Annotated in this window: 24 protein-coding genes and 2 pseudogenes; 15 read left to right on the top strand and 11 right to left on the bottom strand. The window is 68.1% G+C overall.

Features of this window, described 5'->3' with window-relative positions; genetic code table 11:
* The first annotated feature begins 635 nt into the window (after nt 1-635).
* On the top strand, nt 636-1,697 hold the full coding sequence (locus SROS_RS23120) for an AraC-like ligand-binding domain-containing protein (protein WP_012891334.1): 1,062 nt from the start codon (nt 636-638) through the stop codon (nt 1,695-1,697).
* Nucleotides 1,698-1,905: 208 nt separating this feature from the next.
* Complete coding sequence (locus SROS_RS23115) at nt 1,906-2,241, top strand: hypothetical protein (RefSeq protein ID WP_012891333.1); 336 nt, start codon at nt 1,906-1,908, stop codon at nt 2,239-2,241.
* 494 nt (nt 2,242-2,735) lie between these two features.
* On the opposite strand, the gene SROS_RS23110 is transcribed toward SROS_RS23115, so the two are convergent.
* From SROS_RS23110 to SROS_RS23095, 3 genes are all read right to left on the bottom strand, one after another.
* On the bottom strand, nt 2,736-3,071 hold the full coding sequence (locus SROS_RS23110; protein WP_012891332.1) for a hypothetical protein: 336 nt from the start codon (nt 3,069-3,071) through the stop codon (nt 2,736-2,738).
* An 810-nt stretch (nt 3,072-3,881) separates the two neighbouring features.
* Entirely contained in the window at nt 3,882-4,958 is a 1,077-nt protein-coding gene (locus SROS_RS23100) for an endonuclease/exonuclease/phosphatase family protein (RefSeq protein WP_012891330.1), read from the bottom strand.
* A complete protein-coding gene (locus SROS_RS23095; RefSeq protein WP_081453200.1) occupies nt 4,955-5,650 on the bottom strand; it encodes a M15 family metallopeptidase in 696 nt (231 codons plus the stop codon). The genes SROS_RS23100 and SROS_RS23095 overlap by 4 nt, the downstream gene beginning before the upstream one ends.
* Nucleotides 5,651-5,737: 87 nt before the next feature.
* On the opposite strand from SROS_RS23095, the gene SROS_RS23090 reads away from it, so the two are divergent.
* Together SROS_RS23090 and SROS_RS23085 are read left to right on the top strand one after the other, a co-directional pair.
* A complete protein-coding gene (locus SROS_RS23090; protein WP_012891329.1) occupies nt 5,738-6,433 on the top strand; it encodes a response regulator transcription factor in 696 nt (231 codons plus the stop codon).
* Between the two features lie 10 nt (nt 6,434-6,443).
* Complete coding sequence (locus SROS_RS23085; RefSeq protein ID WP_281047951.1) at nt 6,444-7,514, top strand: sensor histidine kinase; 1,071 nt, start codon at nt 6,444-6,446, stop codon at nt 7,512-7,514.
* A 334-nt stretch (nt 7,515-7,848) separates the two neighbouring features.
* Here SROS_RS23085 and SROS_RS23075 read toward each other — a convergent pair whose 3' ends face one another.
* The 4 genes from SROS_RS23075 to SROS_RS52300 all read right to left on the bottom strand — a co-directional run bounded on the left by SROS_RS23075 (nt 7,849) and on the right by SROS_RS52300 (nt 10,962).
* Nucleotides 7,849-8,475: a Tn3 family transposase gene (locus SROS_RS23075; RefSeq protein WP_043652720.1), complete on the bottom strand. Its 627-nt coding sequence runs from the start codon at nt 8,473-8,475 to the stop codon at nt 7,849-7,851.
* Nucleotides 8,476-8,490: 15 nt separating this feature from the next.
* The gene (locus tag SROS_RS23070) at nt 8,491-9,150 is read right to left on the bottom strand and encodes a DsbA family oxidoreductase (RefSeq protein WP_012891327.1); all 660 of its coding nucleotides are present in this window, start codon (nt 9,148-9,150) and stop codon (nt 8,491-8,493) included.
* 99 nt (nt 9,151-9,249) lie between these two features.
* On the bottom strand, nt 9,250-9,612 hold the full coding sequence (locus SROS_RS23065) for an antibiotic biosynthesis monooxygenase family protein (RefSeq protein WP_012891326.1): 363 nt from the start codon (nt 9,610-9,612) through the stop codon (nt 9,250-9,252).
* 825 nt (nt 9,613-10,437) lie between these two features.
* Complete coding sequence (locus SROS_RS52300; RefSeq protein ID WP_281048034.1) at nt 10,438-10,962, bottom strand: SDR family NAD(P)-dependent oxidoreductase; 525 nt, start codon at nt 10,960-10,962, stop codon at nt 10,438-10,440.
* Here SROS_RS52300 and SROS_RS52295 point away from each other — a divergent pair.
* From SROS_RS52295 to SROS_RS23030, 6 genes are all read left to right on the top strand, one after another.
* A complete protein-coding gene (locus SROS_RS52295; RefSeq protein WP_281048033.1) occupies nt 10,846-11,385 on the top strand; it encodes a LysR substrate-binding domain-containing protein in 540 nt (179 codons plus the stop codon). The genes SROS_RS52300 and SROS_RS52295 overlap by 117 nt on opposite strands.
* Nucleotides 11,386-11,694: 309 nt before the next feature.
* Entirely contained in the window at nt 11,695-11,895 is a 201-nt protein-coding gene (locus tag SROS_RS23050; protein ID WP_012891325.1) for a hypothetical protein, read from the top strand.
* Between the two features lie 91 nt (nt 11,896-11,986).
* Complete coding sequence (locus SROS_RS23045) at nt 11,987-12,700, top strand: ABC transporter ATP-binding protein (protein WP_012891324.1); 714 nt, start codon at nt 11,987-11,989, stop codon at nt 12,698-12,700.
* A complete protein-coding gene (locus SROS_RS23040) occupies nt 12,697-13,395 on the top strand; it encodes an ABC transporter permease (protein ID WP_012891323.1) in 699 nt (232 codons plus the stop codon). Before SROS_RS23045 ends, SROS_RS23040 begins: the two co-directional genes overlap by 4 nt.
* A gap of 7 nt (nt 13,396-13,402) precedes the next feature.
* Nucleotides 13,403-14,491: a sensor histidine kinase gene (locus SROS_RS23035; RefSeq protein WP_012891322.1), complete on the top strand. Its 1,089-nt coding sequence runs from the start codon at nt 13,403-13,405 to the stop codon at nt 14,489-14,491.
* The gene (locus SROS_RS23030) at nt 14,491-15,096 is read left to right on the top strand and encodes a response regulator (RefSeq protein WP_043652712.1); all 606 of its coding nucleotides are present in this window, start codon (nt 14,491-14,493) and stop codon (nt 15,094-15,096) included. Before SROS_RS23035 ends, SROS_RS23030 begins: the two co-directional genes overlap by 1 nt.
* Before the next feature lie 18 nt (nt 15,097-15,114).
* On the opposite strand, the pseudogene SROS_RS23025 reads toward SROS_RS23030, so the two are convergent.
* Nucleotides 15,115-15,408 (bottom strand): annotated as a pseudogene (locus tag SROS_RS23025) (transposase); the annotation flags it as partial.
* Between the two features lie 228 nt (nt 15,409-15,636).
* On the opposite strand from SROS_RS23025, the gene SROS_RS23020 reads away from it, so the two are divergent.
* Nucleotides 15,637-15,894: a hypothetical protein gene (locus SROS_RS23020; protein ID WP_043652709.1), complete on the top strand. Its 258-nt coding sequence runs from the start codon at nt 15,637-15,639 to the stop codon at nt 15,892-15,894.
* 884 nt (nt 15,895-16,778) lie between these two features.
* Here the strand turns inward: SROS_RS23020 and SROS_RS23010 are convergent.
* Together SROS_RS23010 and SROS_RS47690 are read right to left on the bottom strand one after the other, a co-directional pair.
* Complete coding sequence (locus SROS_RS23010; protein ID WP_012891319.1) at nt 16,779-17,384, bottom strand: VOC family protein; 606 nt, start codon at nt 17,382-17,384, stop codon at nt 16,779-16,781.
* Between the two features lie 24 nt (nt 17,385-17,408).
* Entirely contained in the window at nt 17,409-17,777 is a 369-nt protein-coding gene (locus SROS_RS47690) for an NPP1 family protein (RefSeq protein WP_245564230.1), read from the bottom strand.
* 74 nt (nt 17,778-17,851) lie between these two features.
* Here SROS_RS47690 and SROS_RS54475 point away from each other — a divergent pair.
* Together SROS_RS54475 and SROS_RS23000 are read left to right on the top strand one after the other, a co-directional pair.
* Nucleotides 17,852-17,965 (top strand): annotated as a pseudogene (locus SROS_RS54475) (hypothetical protein); the annotation flags it as partial.
* 31 nt (nt 17,966-17,996) lie between these two features.
* The gene (locus SROS_RS23000; protein ID WP_245564228.1) at nt 17,997-18,458 is read left to right on the top strand and encodes a transposase; all 462 of its coding nucleotides are present in this window, start codon (nt 17,997-17,999) and stop codon (nt 18,456-18,458) included.
* Nucleotides 18,459-18,821: 363 nt separating this feature from the next.
* On the opposite strand, the gene SROS_RS22995 is transcribed toward SROS_RS23000, so the two are convergent.
* Complete coding sequence (locus tag SROS_RS22995; RefSeq protein WP_245564226.1) at nt 18,822-20,060, bottom strand: MFS transporter; 1,239 nt, start codon at nt 20,058-20,060, stop codon at nt 18,822-18,824.
* 81 nt (nt 20,061-20,141) lie between these two features.
* Here SROS_RS22995 and SROS_RS22990 point away from each other — a divergent pair, with 81 nt between their 5' ends.
* Both SROS_RS22990 and SROS_RS22985 read left to right on the top strand, forming a co-directional pair.
* Nucleotides 20,142-20,720, top strand: coding sequence for a TetR/AcrR family transcriptional regulator (locus SROS_RS22990; RefSeq protein ID WP_012891317.1), 579 nt, complete (start codon nt 20,142-20,144; stop codon nt 20,718-20,720).
* 425 nt (nt 20,721-21,145) lie between these two features.
* Nucleotides 21,146-21,523, top strand: a complete 378-nt coding sequence (locus tag SROS_RS22985; protein WP_012891316.1) for a hypothetical protein — start codon at nt 21,146-21,148, stop codon at nt 21,521-21,523.
* The last annotated feature ends 189 nt before the right edge of the window (nt 21,524-21,712 follow it).

Below are 21,712 nucleotides of genomic sequence, written 5' to 3'. Positions count from 1 at the left end.
CGGTGTACCTGTCGGTTCCGACATTTGGTTGAGAATCCTTCGGCGTGGCGCCGGTGTCCGCCTCGGTGCCCGTGTCAGCGCCCGCATCAGGTCCATGTCAGGGCCGTGTCCGCGGACCGTGTGATCGTCTCTGGCATGGAGAACACGCAGACGCCTATGGCCACCACGCAAGACACTCGACCGAACCGAATAGTTGAGCGGCTCCTGGGCGACCGCCACTCCCTTCTGCTGAACCTCGCGCCGTAACGACCGGTGACCGATTGACTTCGAATCCATGTCGGTGTGGGATGACGGGTTGATCTGGGACAGCAGGAAGGCATCTGTCGGGCACCCATGGCAGCCGCTCGTGGCCGCAGGACGAAGCAGCCCCCGAGGGGGAGCAAGCCTGATGATCTCCAGATCAGAACCCTGCCGACTATCTGCGTGAGTACGTCCAGCCTCGATCACAGCAGCATTCTTATCTGCGACTTCAGGACGGAACGACCTCATTGTTTCCGGCTGTCCGGAATCCTCGACCGGACCTGCTGATCATGTAATGGTGAAGTTGATCAGAGGGACACTCCAGATTTTCCGGGCTTGCTGGCCGCCCTCTGCATGAGGTTCGGTGGGTTCCGGCCGACGCGAAGGGGAGAGATGTGCTGTCCGAGACGGTGTTTCGGAGCGATGACGTGCCTCCGGCGGATCGATTCGAGCGCTGGCGTGAGCTTGTCAACCAGGCGCACGCGCCCATGGACATGACCAGCGACCACCGGGAGGATTTCCGGGCCTCTCAGCGTCTGCTGGATCTCGGCTCCGTTTCCGTATGGCGGACGGCCTTCCAGTCCGTATGTTGTCGCCGGACCCCGAAGCTGATCCGGCAGTCCGACCCCGAAGGGGTGCACCTGTCGCTGCCCACGAACGGCCCTCTCGTAACCGTTCGCGGCGATCACGAGATCGTATACGACCCATATAGCCTATGTGTTTACGACACCTCGCGGCCCACCGAGTTACACGCGGGCGACTCATCAAACCTGCATGCGGGAGTGGCGCTTGAGATCCCCAAGGCGCTACTGCACCTGCCCGGGAACATGCTTGAAAAGCTGACTACGCGCCGGCTGTCGGTGCGGGAGGGCTTCGGCGCCCTACTGGCCCATTTCCTTACACATTTGATGAAAGGAACCGGCTCATACCAGCCGTCCGACGGGTTTCGGCTGGGGACGGTCGCGGTCGACCTCGTGTCCGCGCTGTTCGCCCACACCCTGGACGCCGACGACATCCTCCCTCCGGAAACCCGCAGACAGACCCTGATCCTGCGCATTCACGCCTTCATCGAGCTCAACCTCGTCGACCGCGCTCTGACTCCGGCCGATATCGCGGCCCATCACCACATATCCGTCCGCTACCTGCAGCTTCTCTTCCAGCAGCAGGGCAAGACCGTGACGGGCTGGATCCGCCGGCGACGCCTCGAACGGTGCCGCGAGGACCTCGCCGACCCCTCCCAGCTCGCTCGCTCGATCCGTGCCGTCGCCCTGCGGAGGGGCTTCGCCACCTCCGCCGACTTCAGCCGCGCGTTCCGTGCCGCGTACGGCATGTCCCCTTCGGAATACCGTCATGCAGCACGCGCCGGTGATCTAGAGGCGATTCTGCCGGCAAACGCCTTGGGCATCGCGCCGCCGGCGGTCCAGAAAAATGGGGGAGACATCTCTTCGGGTGCGTGAGGAATGAATCAGGGCGCCGGTTCCGCATCTCGTCCGGGTGGATGCCTTCCGATCGGTGCTGGATCCTGGTGTGCGCTCACTGCCAAGAATACTGCGCGCTGCGGTAAAGACTTCCGAGGTCGGTCACCCGGATACTGAGCGGGTCGGATCGCAGTGGGTGGATTTGACGCCGCACGTTTCCAGGAACTTCTTAGCAAAGGGGAAAGAAATGACGCGGACCATCAAACGATGGGGTGCCCTCGGCGCCGCGGCCGTATCGCTGGCCGGGGCCATGGTCGTCACGGGCGGGGCCACATCGGCGCATGCGGACACCCGGTGCAATTGGGGATGGATCAAGATCAACGACAGTCCCGGCGGAGATCCCATCAGCGATGCCCCTGGTCACTCCCACAACGGTGGCAACCACTACATCCATGATTTCGGGTGGGACGCCAACTCGGGGCTGTACATATGGAACTGGTGGGCGGACAACGACGGCGGGTCGGACGGTGACACGGGGGACACCTACTTCGGGTCGCGCTGGTGCGGTAGTCCCCCCTGGTAGTGACGCCCGCTGAATGAGCGAAGCCTCCGTCCGCAAAGGCGTCGGGACACATGACACCTCTGATGCCGCATACCGGTCGTCGTTCGATCACCGAGCGATTCATCGGGGGTTTCGACAGGCGGGCGGGCAGGTCGGAATATCGTCGCCGCGAGGTGAGAGACCCTGTTCGCCTGGCCGGTGAACAGGGTCTCTCGGGTTACGGGTGGCCCGGCGCCGCAACCGTCCGGGGCGACCGTGCGAGGAATCGTTCAAGCATCGGGGTTTTTCGAAGGCGAAACGCCTTTCGAACCAGAACGGCGACTTCCCGGGAAAATCGGGAAGGCCGCGACGCGTCTTACCAAGATGCTCTTCCTGGCCGACGGACCGGCGCTTTCACACGGCTGCGCCCGTGGTCGGCGACGGTCCGCGACGGAAGAGGCGACGACGTGTTATCCGACGCCTCTCGCGTGGCTGGTGAGGCCTTCACGGACCGGAGTCGCGCTCGTCCGTGAGCGCTACCACGCGGGGTTGTCACAGAAGCTCGGGCCGTAATAGGTGTCCGCGGTGTCACCGTCATTCCCGCCGTTATTGTCGGCCATCCACTGCCAGAGGTACTTCCCCGTAAAGGAGGACCATTTGGAGCTTTGGACGTAGTGGTTACCGGTTTTGTGGGAGTGCCCCCACGCCAGCGCCTTGGGCTCTCCGCCGGGTCCGGCGTTGATGGCGATCGCGTTCACGCTGCACCGGGTGTCCGCGTGTGCCGATGTGGCCCCGCCCGTGACGACCATGGCCCCGGCCAGCGAAACGGCCGCGGCGCCGAGGGCACCCCATCGCCTGAGATTTCTTTTCATTCCCTGCCCTGTACTGAGAATCCTTCGGAAATTTACGGCGTCGAACCCGTTCGGCGGATACGACGTGCTCAGTATGTTTGCGGCCGATCATGGGAGTCGTTAGCAGAGCGCGCAGTGTTCCTTGACAACGGGCGCACACACAGCAGCTCGCAACCGTCCGGCCACCGTTTCACAGTCACCGTACGGCGAATCGGAGGTGTACCCCTCAGCCACTTCGCGGCCGGTCACGGGGTCCCCGTAGCAATCGGCGACAGATGAACGAACCCGCCGTTGACCTGCAGTGATGTAGCGCTTCCCAGGGAAACGTCAACGGCTTCGGCGTCGTGAGGCGGGGTCGGCGTCGGCGGTGAGGCGGACGGAGGCTTGTTCGCCGAGTTGGACGTACCGGCCGAGGCCGGCGAGGTGCCGGTCGACGGCGCCCGGGACGGTCTCCCCGCCGGCGGCCGCGGCCGGGTCGGGGGCGGGGTGGGGAACGGCACGACCGTCACGAGGACCTCCCGCGCTGATGTGACCCGTAACGTTGCCGAGTCGGGGCCGGCCTGGCCCCCGGCGAGCTGGGCGTTCGTCCGGCCGGTGAGGCCAGTGTGACAGGTAGTTCAAATTCTGTGTCACAACAAACCAGGCATGAGCGGTGACGCGATCGAGGCCGATCGCTACCGCTGATTTCCGCACCCAGCTCCCCGAAGGCCGCGCCCTGTGGCGGGTGGAGGGTGAGCGTTAACGAGCGGCCGACCAGGTGCCAGGTAACTCACCAGTGGCTTCTGGGGTGCATAGGCGGGGGCAGGCTCCGGTTCCGGTGCGGCGCGGTGTTCACCAGCTGATTCCGGCCACCACCGGCAGGTGGTCGCTGCCGGTGGCCGGCAGCACCCATGAGCTCTCCAGCTCCACGCCGCGGACCAGGATCTCGTCGGCCCGTACCACCGGGAAGGACGCCGGCCAGGTGAAGCCGAAGCCGTCCCCGGCCGCGTCCTGGGCCGAGTGCATCTGTGAGGTGATGTCGGCGAACACGCGGTCGTCCATGGTGCCGTTCAGGTCGCCGAGCAACACCACCCGCTTGTTCTTCTCGGCGGCGACGGCCTTGCCGAGCGCCTGCACGCCTATGTTCCGCGAGGCCGTCCAGAAGCCCGCCTTGGGATTCACCCGTACGGACCCCAGGTGGGCCACATACACCGTCAGCGGCCCATGGTCCGTGGCCACCGTGGTGCGCAGCGCCCGGTTCGGGGCCATCTTTGTGTCGGCCGGTATGGTTTCCGCCAGTGTCCCGTAGTTCATGATGTCGATCGGCTGGGTGCCCGACAGTGGCAGCTTGCTCCACAGCCCGACCGTGCCCAGCACCGTGTGGTAGGGGTAGGTTTTCGCCAGTTCCTTCTCGTACGTGCCTGTGGTCTGCGGGATCAGCTCCTCCAGCGCCAGCACGTTCGCCCCGGAGGCGGCCAGGTCGCGGGCGGTGCCGGCGGGGTCGGGGTTGGCGGCGCCGACGTTGTGGCTGGCCACGGTGAGGTCGGCACCCGGGTGGGACTTGTCGGTGAGCTGCTCGCCGAAGAGGTAAACCCACACCACGACCGGCAGCAGCAGCGCGGCCACCGCAGAGGCGGAGCGGCGCCACAGCGCCCCGGCCAGCAGCACCGGAATGCCCAGGCCGAACCACGGCAGGAAGGTCTCCACCAGGCTGCCGAGGTTCCCGGGCCGGTTCGGGATCTTCGCGTGCAGCAGCATGAGCAGGCCCAGCAGCAGCGCCAGTGCTGCGAGCACCAGGCCACGCCTCCAGGGCGCCGGTCGGGAGCCGATCAGGATCGCCCGGCGGACGCCCGCGCGCCAGCGGCCGACGCCGCCCTGTCCGGACTCTGCCCTGTCCACCGGCGCCTGTCCTCGCATACTGTCGGTCACTTCCGCATCCTGGGGTCCTGGGTGGGGTCGGCGTACATGCGCGGGCAGCCGTGATCGATCGCTTCGGGGCGCAGTTCGTAGTGCCAGGTTTCGTTCCTGTAGATCTGGCACAGCCCGTACTCGGCCCCGTGTTTCGACAGCCACACGGTGGCATCGGAGTGCCCGATGTCGACCGCCTCCCCTTTCACGTGAAGCGAGGTCGCCGCAGTTGCCACCCATCGGGCGGCCTCTTTCTCAGAGCCGTATTTGGAGACCGCTTCGCGAAGAAGCTGATTCTGGTACGCCGGGGAACGCCAGCCGCTACTGACGTAGAATTTGATTCTTTCATTCGCGGCGTCCGTCGCGGCCCGGCGGAGCGCCTTGAAGAGATCGGTATCGAGGTTGGCCACGGCCGGAATCGCGTCGTCGAAAACCGTGACACCGTCGGGGACGACACCGTCGGCCTCGCCGAGCGGACCACGGTGTTCACTGCGAGGACCTTTCTCGCCGGGCGAACCACGTTGCACACCGCAAGGAACATCCGAGGGCGACGCGGCGGGGGAGGACCACGGCGCGGCCGAGGAGGGCGGAGAGTTCTGCGACTCATAGCCAAGGGCCGTGCTGATCATCGCAATGACGAATATCAGGCCAACGCCGAGAATCCAGTAAATCTTGCGGGACGTTTTCCGCGTCGAGGCTGGTATTTGAGACATACTGCCAGTCAAGGCGGCGTGAAGTTGCCGGCGCGTATGGAATTTTCGATACGCCGACGATATGCGCCGGCCCGTAGCATCGATCGTATGCGTGTGTTGATCGTCGAGGACGAACCCTTTCTGGCGGAAGCCATCCGTGCCGGCCTGCGCCTGGAAGCGATCGCGTCCGACATCGCGGGCGACGGTGACACCGCTCTGGAGCTGCTGAGCTTCAACGCCTACGACATCGCCGTCCTCGACCGTGACATCCCCGGGCCGTCCGGTGACGAGATCGCCAAACGCGTCGTCGCCTCCGGCAGCGGCATGCCGATCCTCATGCTCACCGCTGCCGACCGGCTCGACGACAAGGCCTCCGGGTTCGAGCTCGGCGCCGACGACTACCTCACCAAGCCTTTCGAGCTCCGGGAGCTCGTCCTCAGGCTCAGAGCACTCGACCGCAGACGTGCCCACAACAGGCCGCCTGTGCGAGAGATCGCCGGTCTGCGGCTGGATCCGTTCCGCAGGGAGGTCTACCGGGACGGCCGCTATGTCGCGCTGACCAGGAAGCAGTTCGCCGTGCTCGAAATCCTCGTCGCTGCCGAAGGCGGTGTCGTCAGCGCCGAAGAACTCCTGGAGCGGGCGTGGGATGAGAACGCCGACCCGTTCACCAACGCCGTGCGCATCACGGTCTCGGCACTGCGCAAGCGTCTCGGCGAACCCTGGATCATCGCCACCGTTCCCGGCGTCGGCTACCGCATTGACACGCAACCAGAGGCCGGACACGAGGGAGGAGACCGTGGATAGAGCGCCTGGGTTGAGCGTTCGCCTCAAACTCACCCTCAGCTACGCCGGATTCCTCATGCTCGCCGGCGTCCTGCTGCCCGCGGCGGTGTGGATCTTCATCCTGCGCCACCTGCCCGACTACGCGAGTGTCCCCGGGGGAGTGCTGAGCCGCTCGACCCTCCTGCGCGACTTCGCGTCGGCCGCGGGCGCGATACTGTTCTTCCTGCTGATGTTCGGCCTCGTTGGAGGGTGGATCCTCGCCGGCCGGATGCTCGCCCCGCTGACCCGCATCACGGACGCCACACGCATGGCCACGAACGGGTCACTCTCCCACCGGATCCGGCTACCGGGCCGCAAAGATGAGTTCCGCGAACTCGCCGACGTCTTCGACGGCATGCTCGAGCGGCTCGAAGCGCACGTCGCCGAACAGCGGAGATTCGCAGCCAACGCCTCTCACGAGTTGCGCACCCCGCTGGCGATCTCGAAGGCACTTCTCGACGTGGCCCGCACCGATCCGAACCGCGACACCGGCGAAGTCATCGAACGCCTCCACGCCGTCAACACCCGGGCGATCGACCTCACTGAAGCATTGCTCCTGCTCAGCCGCGCCGACCAGCGGTCCTTCACCCGGGAACACGTCGACCTGTCTCTCCTGGCGGAAGAAGCCGCCGAGACGCTCCTCCCCCTGGCGGAAAAGCGCGGCGTCGCCATCGAGACCTCCGGTGACATCACCCCCGCCATCGGATCGCAAGCGCTCCTGCTGCAGTTGACCATGAACCTCGTGCAGAACGCGATCGTCCACAACCTGCCTGAACAGGGCACCGTGTGGGTGAATACCAGCGTCTGCCCCAGGGCTGTGGTGCTCACTGTCGAAAACACCGGCGAGAAGCTCACCCCACAGCTGGTCTCGACGCTCACCGAACCATTCCAGCGCGGCACCGAGCGCATATACACCGATCACGCAGGCGTCGGCCTCGGCCTGGCAATCGTCAAAACCATCACCCAGGCACACGACGGAACGCTCACCCTCACCCCGCGCTCTGCCGGCGGGATCCGTATCGCTGTGGAACTACCCGCGACAGCCCCGCACACCAACAGGTGAAGGATCGGGGAATTGATGCGCCGCCACCACAGCAAATCTGCGACAAGAGCACTGAGGGCAGGGGCCTGGGCTAGGGCTGCAGCATGAATGTCGTGCCGGACTCGGTCACCTGGGTGGGGCGCAGCGGCCGCCACCCGCCGTCGAGCTTGGCGAGTTCGGCTTCGATGTCGACGTTGACGAACCCGAAAAAGTTGATGTCCTCGCGGGGGCTGGGGGCAGTTGATGTTCTCGCGGGGGCCGGGGACGATGAACGACAGCAGTTCGTCGGGGACCTCGCGGCCCCGGCCGCGTAGTTCGCCGATGCCCATCCCGTAGTACCCGGTTGTCCAGCAGATCACTTCCCGACGATCGGGGACGCGGTCGCCTCCCCGAACTTCAAAGATCCGCCCATCCGCGGCAGGTCGGGCCAGCACCCAGCGACCAGGTCCTCATTCCACCGGTCGGCCGGCAGCGGCCCGGCGTGCGGGTACAGCGCGTTCGTGGCGGCAGGGGAATCACCCCGCACCATGGTGATCTTTCCGAGGTCGCGGACGCGCGGGGTGAGGGACTTGCCGACCAGGTCGAACAGCCCGAAGTTCACCAGGGTCGCACCGTGGGTGCCGGTGGTGTGCTCGCGGATCGGCAGGTCTGTGTCGTTCCCGAGCAGCTCATCGAGGGTGCAATGGCCTTCGCGGGTGGTCGGCACGATCTGCTTGGTCCCGTAGGTCGACCACTGGTCGGACACGTGGGTGTAGGTCGACAGGACTCGGCCGCCGTGGATGACCATGTCCCGGGCGGTCGTGGACTTGCCGCGCACAGGGAAGCGCTGCCCGTCGAAGGACGACATGGTGCCGCCGCCGAACTTCTTGGCCAGCTCCAACTTGTAGTGGTGGTTGACGATCACGGTGTTGGCCTCGTGGAGGGTCGCCTCCCGCACGTACCACTGCTGCGTCCAGGCGAGGGTGTCGTAGGAGACCCGCACGCCCCGGATCGTCTGTCAGCCTGGCCGGCCAGGCTTGATCACAACGCCGGGTGAGCCGGTCGGGTCGTTCCGCAGGAGCACGTGCAGATCGGCGACGGGCTGGACTCCGGAGACCGGCGGGCGGCCGTCGATCACGAGGCTGGGCACGCCGGTGACGCCGTGCTCGGCCGCGCGGCGCCGGTCGGCGCGTACCTCGTCGGCGTAGTCGTCGCCGTCCAGGACAGCGAGCACCTCCCCGGCGTCCAGCCCGGCCTCGCCGCCCAGGCGCTGCAGGACCTGCGCATCGGCCACGTTGTGCCCCTCGGTGTGGTAGGCGTGCAGCAGCAGCTCCATCATCTGGTCGGCTCGGCCGCGGTCGGTGGCGAGCTTGACCAGCCGGTGCGCGTCGAAGGTGTTCACCGGGCGGGCCAGATGCAAGTTCAGCTCCAGGCCTTCGGCCGCGCCCAGCGAGCGGATCCGGGCGATGCGGGCGGGTGCCTGCTCGCCCCACCAGCCGGCCATGGCCTCCGCGGCGGTCGGGCCGGGGGTCCGGCCTTCGTCCGGCGCGAGTTCGTAGCCGCGCCAGACGATCTCGATGCTGGTGCGGCCGGTCTGCTGGGCCAAGGCGGCCGTCAGGCGTCTTTTGCCGATGTAGCACCAGGGGCACAACACATCGGCGTATATCTCGAGCTTCATGAACGTCCCGCACAGTGATCGTGGTTGATGGAGCTGGTCCGGCCTACCCGGCGATGTGGTGCCGGCGGGCACAACCGCCCGCCGAAAGGGGTCGGTCGATCAGGCATCGAGGCGCTGCGGCCCGGGACCGACCTCGCGGACGACGGTGTAGGTGGGCGCCCCCGTCATGCGGGGTTCGGCCTTACCGGACAGGCCCTCCAGTGCCTTGCCGATGGCGGCCATCCGGCCATCGGTGTCGGAGGTCTCCACGAAGTGGCGGTAGTCCGCTTCGCTCGCCCAGTGCACGATGTTGTACACGCGGCTGCCGTCGGTGCTCACGTGGAATCGGGCCGAGCGGTAGCCGGGATAGAAGCGCACCCACCGCTCCTGGATCTCCGCGAACGCCTCCACCAGCTCACGCTGCGTGTCAAAGCCATCAACGGTGTAGTCGATGATCGAATAGAAACCGGAATCCGTGCTCACGGACACACTCCTCAAGGTCGGATGCGGGGCAATGCCCCGGCCGCTATCGTGCAATCTCAACCACAGTTGAGGTCAAACGCCCGCGCGGAGGCGCAACCGACCCTGCTCTACTTCCGGAATGCCGCGATTCCGGGAGTTACTTCCGGAAACGCAATCCAGGAGATCGCGCAAGCCCCCGGAACAGCTTCCGGAAACACAAGCCGCTCCCGCGCTCCCCGGCCCGTACGCGGGAGTCCTTGCCGAGTACGCCGCGGCGCTGGAGCACTCGCCGCCGGCCGACTCCAGTAAAACCAAGTACCACTCCCGGCTGCGCGGCTACCTGGCCTGGTCCGCCGGCCAGGCCGACGCCGGTGCGCTGGACGGCGACCCGCTCACCGACCCCATCGCCGCCACCGGCGCCGTGTGCGACTTCCGCCGCCACCTCAAGAACGGCCGCCGCCCCCAACACTCTCGACACCTATCTGTCGGCCATCGACGACATCTACGCCCATCGCGACGTCGGCAAACCTCAAACCCGGCGCGAACGCGCCTTCCGCCGTACCGCACACCCCGCGCCCTGGGCGAGCGCCGGGCCCGCCGCCACGTCCGCCACGCCCAGCTCACCGCCGGGCCCCACGACAGAGCGCTCGCGCTGCTGCCTTACTTGGCCCGGAGCTCCTACAGTCACGGGGAGCCGCCACTCGGTCGGTCAATGAGTGCGGCGGTGTGGTGCCAGAACCTCGGCCCTCACCCTGCTGAGGTGTACGAACGCTTCGGGGTGAGAGCCGTTCCTGCCGAAGGGGTCCCGCGGTGCGGTCTGCGCCCTCCCGCAGGTCGGTCGCCGGGTCAGGCAGCCGGGCCCACGGGGGTGTGCCCGTGTGCCTCCGCCGCGAGGTCGTGCCAGTCGGTCCAGGTCTTGAGCCGGTCGGCGTAGACCAGGGGAACGATCTGGTTGCCCTGGGTGCCGAAGAACACCCGCAGCGGCGGGTTGTCTGCGTCGGCGACCTTGAGAAGTGCCCGGCCAGCGGCGGCCGGGTCACCGACGTCAAGCGTCTTGGCGAACGCGGCGAAGCCCTCGCGGAGACCGTCGTAGAGCGGGTTGGCGTCGGCGTGGACGGCGCCGGCGGCCCCTTCGGTGGCGTAGGAGCCGGGCTCGACCAGGGTCACCTTGATGCCGAAGGCGGCGACTTCCTGGGCGAGGGTTTCACTCATGCCTTCCAGGGCCCACTTGGAGGCGACGTATCCGCCGCCGCCCTGCGCAACGGAGACGCCGACGCGCACGTGCTGTGGTTGCCGGTGGCCGAACCAGACCTCACTGTCGGCCCCACCGTGCTCACCAGCGGTCGTGTGCTGGCGGTTGCCTCCGACCATCCGCTGGCCGATCGCGGTAGCGCGTCCCTGGAGGACCTCGCCGACAACCACGTCGTCGACCTCGGTCCCGGTGCCCCGGAGTACTGGGTCTCGTCCATGACCCCCGTCCGCACGCCGCTCGGCCGCCGCATCCCGCGCGGGCCCATCGCGCGCACCTTCCACGAGATCCTCACCCTGGTCGCCGCCGGACACTGTGTCCACCCGCTGGGTGAAATCGCCGCCCGCTACAACAGCCCGCCCGGCATCGTCTTCGTGCCCGTCCGCGATGCGCCCGCCCTCCATTTCGCCCTGATCTGGCGGTCCACCGCCGACCGCCCCACCATCCGCGCGCTGGCACAGACCGCCGCCGACCTCGGCCCCATTTCGCTGGACCAAGCCCACGCCGACACAGCCGACGGGCCAGTCCCTCCCGGCGCGGCATAGGGCGTACGGCCTGCCGGCGGTTCCCGGGACATCGGCGCCGGGCAGGATCGGAACTTCCTGAGAGAACAGCCTCAGTACATATGACCAGCCGGTATCACGGTCGGGAAGGCGAAGACGGTTACCGCAAGGTATGCCCCGCTTGAGATCGCTACGGCCTTGAGGGGCGTCGAGTGGCGGCCGAGCGTAGCCACAGGAGTCGGGGCCGTTTCGGAGGCAGACAGGACACCAATCGCGACCTCGTGGACCCCTGAGCCCAGCAGTAGCGCCGAGCGGCTGACCAACGGGCCAGGCACATGGAGCGCCCGGTGCGTGGAGAGGCGCACGCGGGGTGCGGCGGGCGGGGCCGGGGAAACCCACCGGACACCCCTGTACGTGGCGGTCACCAAGTACCTGGCGGGGTCGTTCAACTTCGGCGGCGCGATGAAGGACTGCAGGGCGTGCCCGGCGGACGTCCGGGCACGCCCTGCTAGGTCACCCGGTGCCTGGCGTGACCGGGACCAGTTCGAGTGATACGCCGAGGTGACGTCATCCTCCGGAAGGAGGATGGCGTCCGCACGATCGGGCGATGCCGTGCGACCTCGCGCCCGGCCAGGCTCGGAGCATGACGGTGATCGAGGTCGAGGACCTCCGCAAGAACTATGGAAACACCCGGGCGGTCGACGGGGTGTCGTTCACGGTGGCGCGGGGAGAGACGTTCGGAGTCCTGGGCCATAACGGCGCGGGCAAGACCACCACGGTGGAATGCCTGGTCGGGCTGCGCAAGCCGGACTCGGGGACCATACGCGTGCTCGGTGAGAACCCCGCGAGACGCCGCCGCGCCCTCGCCCAGCGCACAGGCGTGCAGCTCCAACAGGGTGAGCTGCCCGACCGGCTCAGGGTGGCCGAGGCCATGCGCCTGTTCGCGGCGTTCTACGATCGCCCGGACGACTGGCGGGCGGTGCTGGAGCGCTGGGGGCTCGGCCCGATCGCGAACAAGGCGTTCGGTGACCTGTCAGGTGGCCAGCAGCAGCGGCTCAAGCTCGCGATGGCCCTGGTGGGCGGCCCCGAACTGGTGGTGCTCGACGAGCTCACCACAGGCCTCGACCCCGTCGCCCGCCGCGAGACATGGACGCTCATCGGCGACCTCAAGGCCTCCGGTACCACGGCGGTGCTGGTGAGCCATTTCATGGACGAGGCCGAGGAACTGTGCGACCGGGTCGCCGTCTTCGGCAACGGCCGGATCATCGCGCTCGGCAGCCCTCGCGAGCTGATCGGCCGGACCGGGACCGGCTCCCTGGAGGAGGCGTACTTCGCGCTGTCGGGGGAGGGGCGATGAAGGCGTTCGCCCACCTGTCGGCGACAGAACTCAGGCTGTTGGCCAGGGACCCGGGCAGCCTGTTCTTCATGGTCGCCTTCCCGTCCATGCTTCTCATGCTGAACGGCGGCAGCAACCGGCTTGAGATCCACGTGCCCGGCTACCTGGCCATGATCCTGGCCATCGGCGGGATCACCGCGCTGCCCGCGACCCTGGCGACCTACCGGGAGCGGAAGGTGCTGCGCCGCCTCGCGACCACCCCAGTCTCGCCGTTCGTGCTGCTCACCGCGCAGCTCGTGGCCCAGCTCTCGATGGCGCTCGCCGGGGCGGCCATCGTCATGGGGGTCGGCATGATCGGGTTCGGGGTGGACCCGCCCGCGCATCCTGCCTGGCTGGCGCTGGCCTTCGTACTGAGCGCGCTGATGTGCTACGCCATCGGGTTCGTGATCGCCGCCGTCGTGCCACGCGCACGGACCGCCGAGCTGATCGGGCTGCTGGTCATGTTTCCGATGATCTTCCTGGCCGGCGCGGCCATCCCCCGTGAAGGCGTGCCGGAGACGATGCACAGGATCGGCGACTACCTGCCGCTCACCCACGCCGTGACCGCCCTGCGGGAGAGCTGGTCCGACGTCCCGACGCTGCCGCCCCTGCTGATACTTTCGGGGATAACCGTCCTCGGCACCGCCGTGGCGGCTGCGCTGTTCCGCTGGGAGTGATCGGGTGATGGATGAGGCGGGCTGGGTCCGGGTCTTCCACCTGCTGTTCTACACCTGCCTCACGGTCGCCGCGACGATCGTGGTCCTGGAGGGAGGTCCCGATCCCGCCACGCTCGCGCTCACGGCACTGATGGCCGGCTGGTACGCGTTCTTCGTCGCGCGCAGGCCCGCTCTCCTCGAACGGCTCAATCCCATGGCCTGGCACCTGCTGGTGCTGATCGCGCTGCAGTCCGCGCTGATCAGGATGGATTCGGCGTACGAGACGACGCTGTTCGGCATGTTCGCACTGCCGTACCTCCTGCTGCCCGGGCGATGGGGCTACGCCGGCACGGTGATGCTCGTCTTCTCCTCATCCGCCGCGGGCGGGCTGATCGAGATGATCCCCCACGATCCGTCCGTCCTGGGACGCCTCGTGGGCAACATCATGCTGGCGACCGTCATGGGGCTGTTCGCCCGGGATCTCATCAGGCACAGCGAGCAGAACCGGGTGGTGGGCACGCTGGAGGAGCGGGCCAGACTGGCCAGGGAGATCCACGACACGCTCGCCCAGGGGTTCAGCGGGATCATCGCCCAGCTTGAGGCGGCCCAGCAGGGGATCGATGACCCGGACACCGTGCGCAAGCGGATCTCGCTGGCCAAGCAGCTGGCCCGGGACAGCCTCAACGAGGCCCGGCGCTCCGTGGACGCCCTGCGCCCCGAGCCGCTGGAGCGGGCCGAGCTCCACGAGGCGCTGGCCGCGGTCGCCGAGCGCTGGTCCGCCGCCACCGGTGTGCTCGTGACTGTCTCGGTGGACGGCGAACTGCGGCGGCTGCCGTCAGAAATGGAGACGACGGTGCTGCGGGCGGCGCAGGAAGCGCTGGCGAACGTGGCCAGGCACGCGCGGGCCGGGCGCGCGGCGCTGACCCTGTCGTACATGGACGAGGAGGTCACGCTGGACGTGCTCGACGACGGGACGGGCTTCGATCCGGCCGCCACCGGGGGTGGCTACGGGCTGATCGCCATGCGCGAGCGCGCCTCGCGATCAGGGGGTACGGTGACCGTGGAGTCGGCGCCGGGGGGAGGGACCGCGCTGTGCGTGAGCATCCCATACGTCTGATGATCGTCGACGACCATCCGGTGGTGCGCGACGGGCTGCGCGGCATCTTCCACGGCGTGCCCGACATCGAGGTGGTCGCCGAGGCCGCCGACGGACACCAGGCACTCGCCCAGACTCGGGCGACGCGTCCCGACGTGGTGCTGATGGACCTGCGCATGCCAGGGCTCGACGGGGTCGGCGCCATCGAGCGGCTGCGCTCGGAGCATCCGGAGGTCCACGTCATCGTGCTGACCACGTACGACACCGACGCGGACGTGTCGCGGGCGCTGGCCGCGGGCGTGGCGGGCTACCTGCTGAAGGACGCGCCGCGCGAGGAGTTGCAGGCCGCCGTACGCACGGCGGCGGCCGGCGGCCGGATCCTGGCCCAGAGAATCACCTCGCAGCTCCTCGACGGCTTCGGCCGGAAGCGCCGGGCCTCGCCGAGCCCGCGTGAGCTGGAGGTGCTCAGGCTCATCGCGCGGGGCGCGGCCAACAAGGAGGTCGCGCGGGCCTTGCTCATCAGCGAGACCACCGTCAAGACCCACCTCAAGCACGTCTTCGCCAAGCTGGGCGTGGACAACCGGGCGGCCGCCGTGGTGGTCGCGATGGAACAGCGGCTCATCTGACCGGGCGAGCGCCAACGGTCAGCGCGGAGGCGGGTTAGAGCCTGGTAACACGACGAAGCCGCGGACGTCGTCGCTGCGCTTGACGATCGTGACGGCCAGGCCGAGGACCTGCTTGGCCCAGGCCTGCAGCCGTCCGGCGTAGCCGCCGTCGGCCCACACCAGCCTGATGGTGGAGAACCGCGCCCTCGGCAGGGCCGGCAGCGGGTGCGCCCCGTCACGGTCCTGGACCGACGCGGCGGTGACGATCACGCACAGCAGTAGCCCGAGCGTGTCGACCATGACATGCCGTTTCTGCTCCTTGATCTTCTTGCCTGCGTCATACCTGCAGGTCGCGGCCCGGACGGTCCGCTCAGGCCGGCGGGGCGCTCACGTGTTCAGGCCCGGCGAAATAACCTCGACAAACGCACCATCCGGCTGAATATGGAGAATCGGTATCTTTTCAAGCCCGATAGCCGGTGCTTATCTGAGGGTGTTCTCCTTCCCGAATGTGAGGGGTCACCCACAATGAAGATCCGCCGATTACATTCCGCTGTACTCGCCGTGGCGCTGGGCGCCAGTGTCCTGGCTAGCACCGCACCCGCCGTCGCCGCCATCCAGACCAGTGCGGCCATGGCCGCCGGGACCTGGCCGACACCGGACTGGTACCTGCAGGGCCCCTACCAGACCCTGGCCGCCTGCGACCTCGCCTACGAGGACGCCGCGCAGAACGGTCAATACACCGGGCTCGTCTACTGTCACTGGTTTCGCGGGGGTGGCCCTTATCTGGCGGGCTTCTACTACGAGGTGTACATCCCCTGAGCGTCAACAGGTGTGACGGGCGAGCCCCGGCCACCAGGGCGGAGAGGCACGCCGCACCCTCGGGCCTTGGCCGCCTTCCGTAGCGCCACCTTGGTGGCGTACGTGTCTGCGATGTCGTCCCACCGGGAGTGGCCGTAGATCGCGTCGATGCAGCGACCCTGCTCGGCCCGAGCTTCGTCGAGCTCTCGCTGCTCCTCGGTGACGTCCGCCTCTTGGGCGGCGATGTCCACTGCCGACGGCAGGGCCGCGTACGCCGCTGAGACTCACTGCTCGGCCTGCCGAAATGCCTGCTGAGCAGCGATCGGGTCAGGCGGGACCTTGTAGTCGGCCATGATTTCTCCCCAGGATGCGCAGGTACCGGGCGATCCTGCGCATCCTGGGACGCCAACCGAATCAGGCCCACCGGCCGAGCGGGGTGGCCGTCTCACAGGCGTCTCATCGCTCGCCCGCTGGAGGATCCGACGGCGCGCCTTCTCGCCCTGGCCGTAGCCACTGCTGCCGCGCTGGCCGTGCTCGCGTGGCGGGCGGCCTTGCGCCGGGTGCGAGCTCCTGCGGCCAATGCTGTAGGGGGCAGCCCACATAAGCCCAAAACCCACATCGAGATGATCTCGAAGGGTTGAGCACCGCACACCGGGGGACAGCCGGAGTGCGCCGGAAACACACCGCGCCACCGCATCCGGAGCTGAGGAACGGCGGGACAGCCGTTAGCGGCACCGGCCGGCCACCGGGTTGACCGGACAGATCACAGCTTCTATCCGGTCAGGGCCCGGTGTGGTGCGTTTCTGTCGTATTCCTGCCACACCCCAACAAAGCCGGATATCCGGCCCTCGCCGGAATCATCCGGAGCCGGCTCGGCTGAGCGAAGGGCGGCATGTCCAACACGGTTAGGTGGGCAGCTCCGTCCCGGCCTGCTCGGCGATCATGTATGCGGCGTACCAGCTCGGCCAGTCCGCGTCAGGTTCGCCGGTGCGCTTCTCGTGCTCGCCGTGGGCGGTCTCGGCCCGCCGCAGCGCCTCGGCCAGTTCGCCCACGGAGGTGTACGAGGCCGGAGCCGGGTCCACACGCCCGGGCAGCCGGGTCGTGACCTCCTGCATGACCCAGGTGTTGCCGTCGGGGTCGCTGAAGGTGGCGAGGGAGTTGTAGGTGTGGCGCTCCGGATCCAGGCCGTCCGCCTGCCCGTCCGGGGTGCGGTGGAAGATCTCGCCGACGTCGACGCCGGCCGCGACCAGCGCGCGCCTGGCGGCCTCGATGTCGGAGACGATCACGTACGCCCTGGCCGAGCCGGGCGCAGCCGAGGTGATGTTCTCCCCGAAGTGCACCGAACCCGGTGAACCAGGCGGCGTGAACTGCTCGACCCCGGGCGGCGTGACATCCTGCCTCCAGCCGATCCTGCGGTAGAACTCCGTCGCCCGCTCGACGTCGGAGACGGGCAGGACGATCACCTCGATCTTCATGTCGAAGCTGCCGAGGCCGGTATCTGTGGTGCTCATCGCTATCTCCTTGGTGGCGATTCGTTACCAGGACCAGGGGCCTTTGGGGGCGAACGGGATGCCTCCGGGCTCGGCTCGTTCGAGCCGGGCCTCCATGGAAGCTGTGCCGATCTCGAGGTGGGCCTCGCCGAAGTTGGAGTGGTACACGAACGTGTTCCGGAAACGGACATCTCCATTGGAAATACCCAGGTGGCCGTTCCAGCCGATCAGGCGCGGGTAAAACCATCCGCCGGCGTGGTTCTCCACCGTGTCATCGGCGGCGTTGGCGAAGCGGAAGGTGTGCGTCGAACCGCCGTCCTTGTGGTAGACGATCTTCGGGTGGGTGCCGCTGGGGTCGAAGCGCACCTGGTCACGCCAGCGGGTGTTCCAGTTGCCGTGCGCCGACGCCGCCACGCAATTGCGAGCGGAACTGGCGGCTGCGCCGGGAGAGGGCGTACGGGTCGTGGACCCGTCCTCAGCCGATCGGTTTGTCGGCGCAGCCGTCGAGGTTGGCGATCCGAGCGAAGATCGTATTGGCATGCGCCGAGCCGGGGGCGAGTAACGCGCAGGTTGCGCGGGATCTGGGGGTGGCGTTGGCAACGGTGCGTAAGTGGCGAGTGGCGTTCGCCCAGGGTGGGTTGGACGGCTGGGATCACCAGCCTGTTCGCCGCGTTCAACGTCGCCGATGGGACCGTCATCGGCGAGTTGCACCGCCGGCATCGCGCCGCGGAGTTCAAGAAGTTCCTGATCATGATCGACATGGCGGTGCCCGCCGAACTGGAGGTGCATCTGATCTGCAACACCTGCGGCACGCACAAGGCTCCGGCGATCAAGGCGTGGCCGGCCCGCCATCGGCGCTTCACCCCTACCGGTTCGTCGTGGGTCGACCAGGTCGAGCGGTGGTCCGGCTTTCTGGCCGACCAGTTGATCAGGCGCGGAGCCCACAAGAGCGTGCAAAGGCTGGGGGCCGACATCCGCGACTGGATCAGCCAGTCGAACGAGGATCCCAAGCCGTTCGTGTGGGAGAAGAGCGCGGAGGAGGTCCTCGAATCCCTCGCTCGACATTGCCGACGAATTTCAGGCGCAGGACACTAGCCGCCGTGACCGGAAACGTTCACCGGGTCGCGTAGAGCAGGAACGGCGACATGCGCAGAATTCAGCGCACACTTGCCGAAACGGTCCCATGATCCGGGCCGATCACCTCCTGCCGCTCCGCACCGTAGTGGCGGTGCCGCCTCGTGCCTGCCACGTGTCGGCGGCTGGGCAGATGCCCTGAGCGAGAGGGACGTGATTTTGCCGGCAGCGACGGCTGATGGAGACTGGCTGACCGCCTGGCCGGGGAAAACCCTCGGGTACGGTCTCGGCGGGCGGCAGAGGGCAAGGGCGGATCCAATCGTGCGCCAGGCGGTGGGACGGCCGAGGGGACCGCGTGAAAGGCGGCAAGTGACCTGACCGGTGTCACGACTCGTTCCGGGAGACGAGGTTGGCCGCGTCGGAGCCAGGGCGGGACCGTCGCGGGCGCGGGGCCCGTCCGGCCAGCCAGAAGAGGGCGAGGGCGGCCAGCTCGACGCCGGCCGCCACGGCGGGCAGCCAGCCGCTTCCGTGCCCGTCGAGTACGAGCCCGCCGAGCGCGCCTCCGCCCGACACCCCGACGTAGACGGCGCTGCTGTTGAGCGCGAGCGCCTGCGGCCCCGCCGGCCCGGCCAGGGCGAGCAGGCGGGTCTGGGCGGGCGGCGGGATCCACCACGAAACGGCGGCCCACACCAGCAGCAGCGGCAGCAGCGCGAGCAACGGAACCGGCCGCAGGAACCAACAGGCGCTGAAGATCGCCATCACCGCCGCGAACCCCGCGACTCCGGTGATCAGCGCCCGATCGGCCCCCCACCGGTCGGTAGCGCGCCCGCCGAGCTGCCCGCCCGCGAGCCCGGCGAGGCCGGCCAGCACGAACACCCACCCCAGCTCGGTCGGTCCGGCGCCGGCCAGGTCACGCAGGAACGGTGCGAGGTAGGTCAGTACCATCATGCTGCCCAGCACGATCGCCGCGATCCCGAGCATCCCCAGCAGCACCTGAGGCCGGGCCAGCGGCCTCAGCCGATCCCGGATCGGCATGGCGGGCGCGGGGGGCTGCTCGGGCAGCGTGCTCCGGATCGCCACCAATGCGACAAGCCCCAGTGCTCCGCCGAGCCCGAACGTCGCCTGCCAGCCGAACGCGCCGCCCACCCAGGTGCCGAGGGGCACGCCGAGCGCGAGCGACCCGGTCAGCCCGCCCATCACCAGCGCCAGGTAGCGCCCCTGCCGGCCTTCGGGGGCCAGGGCGGTCGCGATGGCGTACGCGGCGGGAACGACGGCCGCCGCCGCCAACGCGGCCAGCACCCGCAGCCCCATCAGCAGCGCGTACGAGGTCGTGAACGCGCTGGCCCAATTCGCCACGACGAACAGCGCCAACGCCCAGGTGAGCAGAGCGCGCCGCGGCCAGGTCGCGGTCACCACGGACGCCACGGGCGCCGCCAGCGCGAACGCCAGCGAGAAGACGGTGACGAGCTGCCCGCCCGCCGCCTCGCTGACGCCCAGGTCCGCGGAGATCGCGGGCAGCACGCCGGCGATCACGTAGTCGTCGGTGGCGAACACGAACGTGGTGAACACCAGGGCGAGCAGCCACGCGGGCAGTCGCACACGCTGTGGTACGGCGACGGACACAGCTGTCCCCTCAATTAAGGTAACGATCGTTTCCCAGATAAGGTAACAGTCGTCACCTCAATGACGTCAAAGGGATAAGCGATGGCCAGGACCGCCGACCCGCACCGCCGCGCGGAGTTGCTCGACCAGATCGTCGACTACCTGACCGGCCATGGCCTCTCCACGCTGTCGATGCGCCCGCTGGCCCAGCACCTGGGCAAGTCCACCCGCGTGCTGACCCACCACTTCGCCGACAAGGAGGCCCTGCTCTCGGCGACCATGGAACGCCTGGACGAGCGGCACCGGGCCTGGTTGCGCTCGCTGCCGGGCTGGATGGGCTCCGACAGCGTGGGCACGATCATCCGGCGCACCTGGGACTGGCAGACGCAGGAGGAGAACCTGCCGATCGCCCGCCTGATCCATGAGATCGAGGGCCTGGCCGCGGCGGGCAAGTTGGCGGGTCACGTGCCCAGGCTGCTGGCGGACCGCTCGGAGTTCGTGGCGGGACTCCTGTGCGAGCGGGGCATGCCGCAAGCCGACGCGTTGCGCATCTCCACGCTGGCCAATTCGGCGTACACGGGGCTGCAGATCGACTTCCTCACGACCGGCGATCGTGAACGTGTGGAGGCCGCCCTGGATCAGCTCTGCACCCTGGTGGACGGTTGGGTCGCTTCCGCGTGAATCCGGGCAGGCTCCTTCGAATCTACGCGAGACAACGGAAAGGCTCACACGGCCGTCGCGCGTCGGCGCCAGCGCGCCATGGGGGTCCTGGCGATCGTCGGAAGCAGCCCGCGCACCCCGACCGCTGCGCCTGATCGAGCAGATCCATCCAGGTGGTGAACGTCGCGAGGGCTGCCCGTATAACTCCTGACAGAATGAGGGCGGCCGCGCCCGAGAACATGAGCGGTCGTTGGACCGGATGGCCTACCCGAACCGGGGCAACTCCGGAAAGTGTCCTATACGATCTTCCCGTGCTGACGTGGAGGAACGTGCCAGCGAGTCGTCGTTCGTGGGCGTGGTCCGTGGTGGCGGTGAGCGCTTCGCTGGTGCCGTGGGCGTTGCTCGCTACGACGGAGGGCGGAGGGGCCCCTCCTCCCTTGCCTTTGATGTCGATCGCCATCTCCTTCGTCGGGCCCTCGGCGCGGAATCTCATAGCCCTGGACGTCTTCGTCATCGGCGTCCTGCCGCTTCTGACGGGTGTCGGCGCCGTGGCAAGATCTCGCACGCTCGTCGGTGCCATCAGTGGAATCTGCGGCGTCCTGGCGCTGCTCCATCTGGTGTTCGTGCTGACAGAACTTCCAGTAACCCTTCCACCGGCGGACGCGACCGCGGACATGTTCGCCGGCAGCCAACCGGACTTCTACTTCGGTACGCACCCGGACGGAGGGGTCTGGGCGCTGGCGCCCATCGCCTACGCGGTCAGCGCCATCGCACTCCTCGTTGCCGCCCGGCGGGGAGGGCGCGGCGTGACGCGGGACAACTGACATCGTGTCTGCTGTACTCCCTGCCCGCTTTTCGCCCCATACCCAATAAGGCTCCGCTTGCGTCCGGGATTGCGGTAGCGGCGTTCGGTCGTCAGTAGCAACGACTCGATGCGTTGCCAGAGCTCATCGGGCCCGATCCACGGTGGTTGCTCGCCCTTCCTCGCACCCGGTTCGACGATCGATCATGTT

The sequence above is a fragment of the Streptosporangium roseum DSM 43021 genome, from assembly GCF_000024865.1.
Taxonomy (GTDB): domain Bacteria; phylum Actinomycetota; class Actinomycetes; order Streptosporangiales; family Streptosporangiaceae; genus Streptosporangium; species Streptosporangium roseum.
This window is presented reverse-complemented; position numbering and strand designations above follow the sequence as displayed.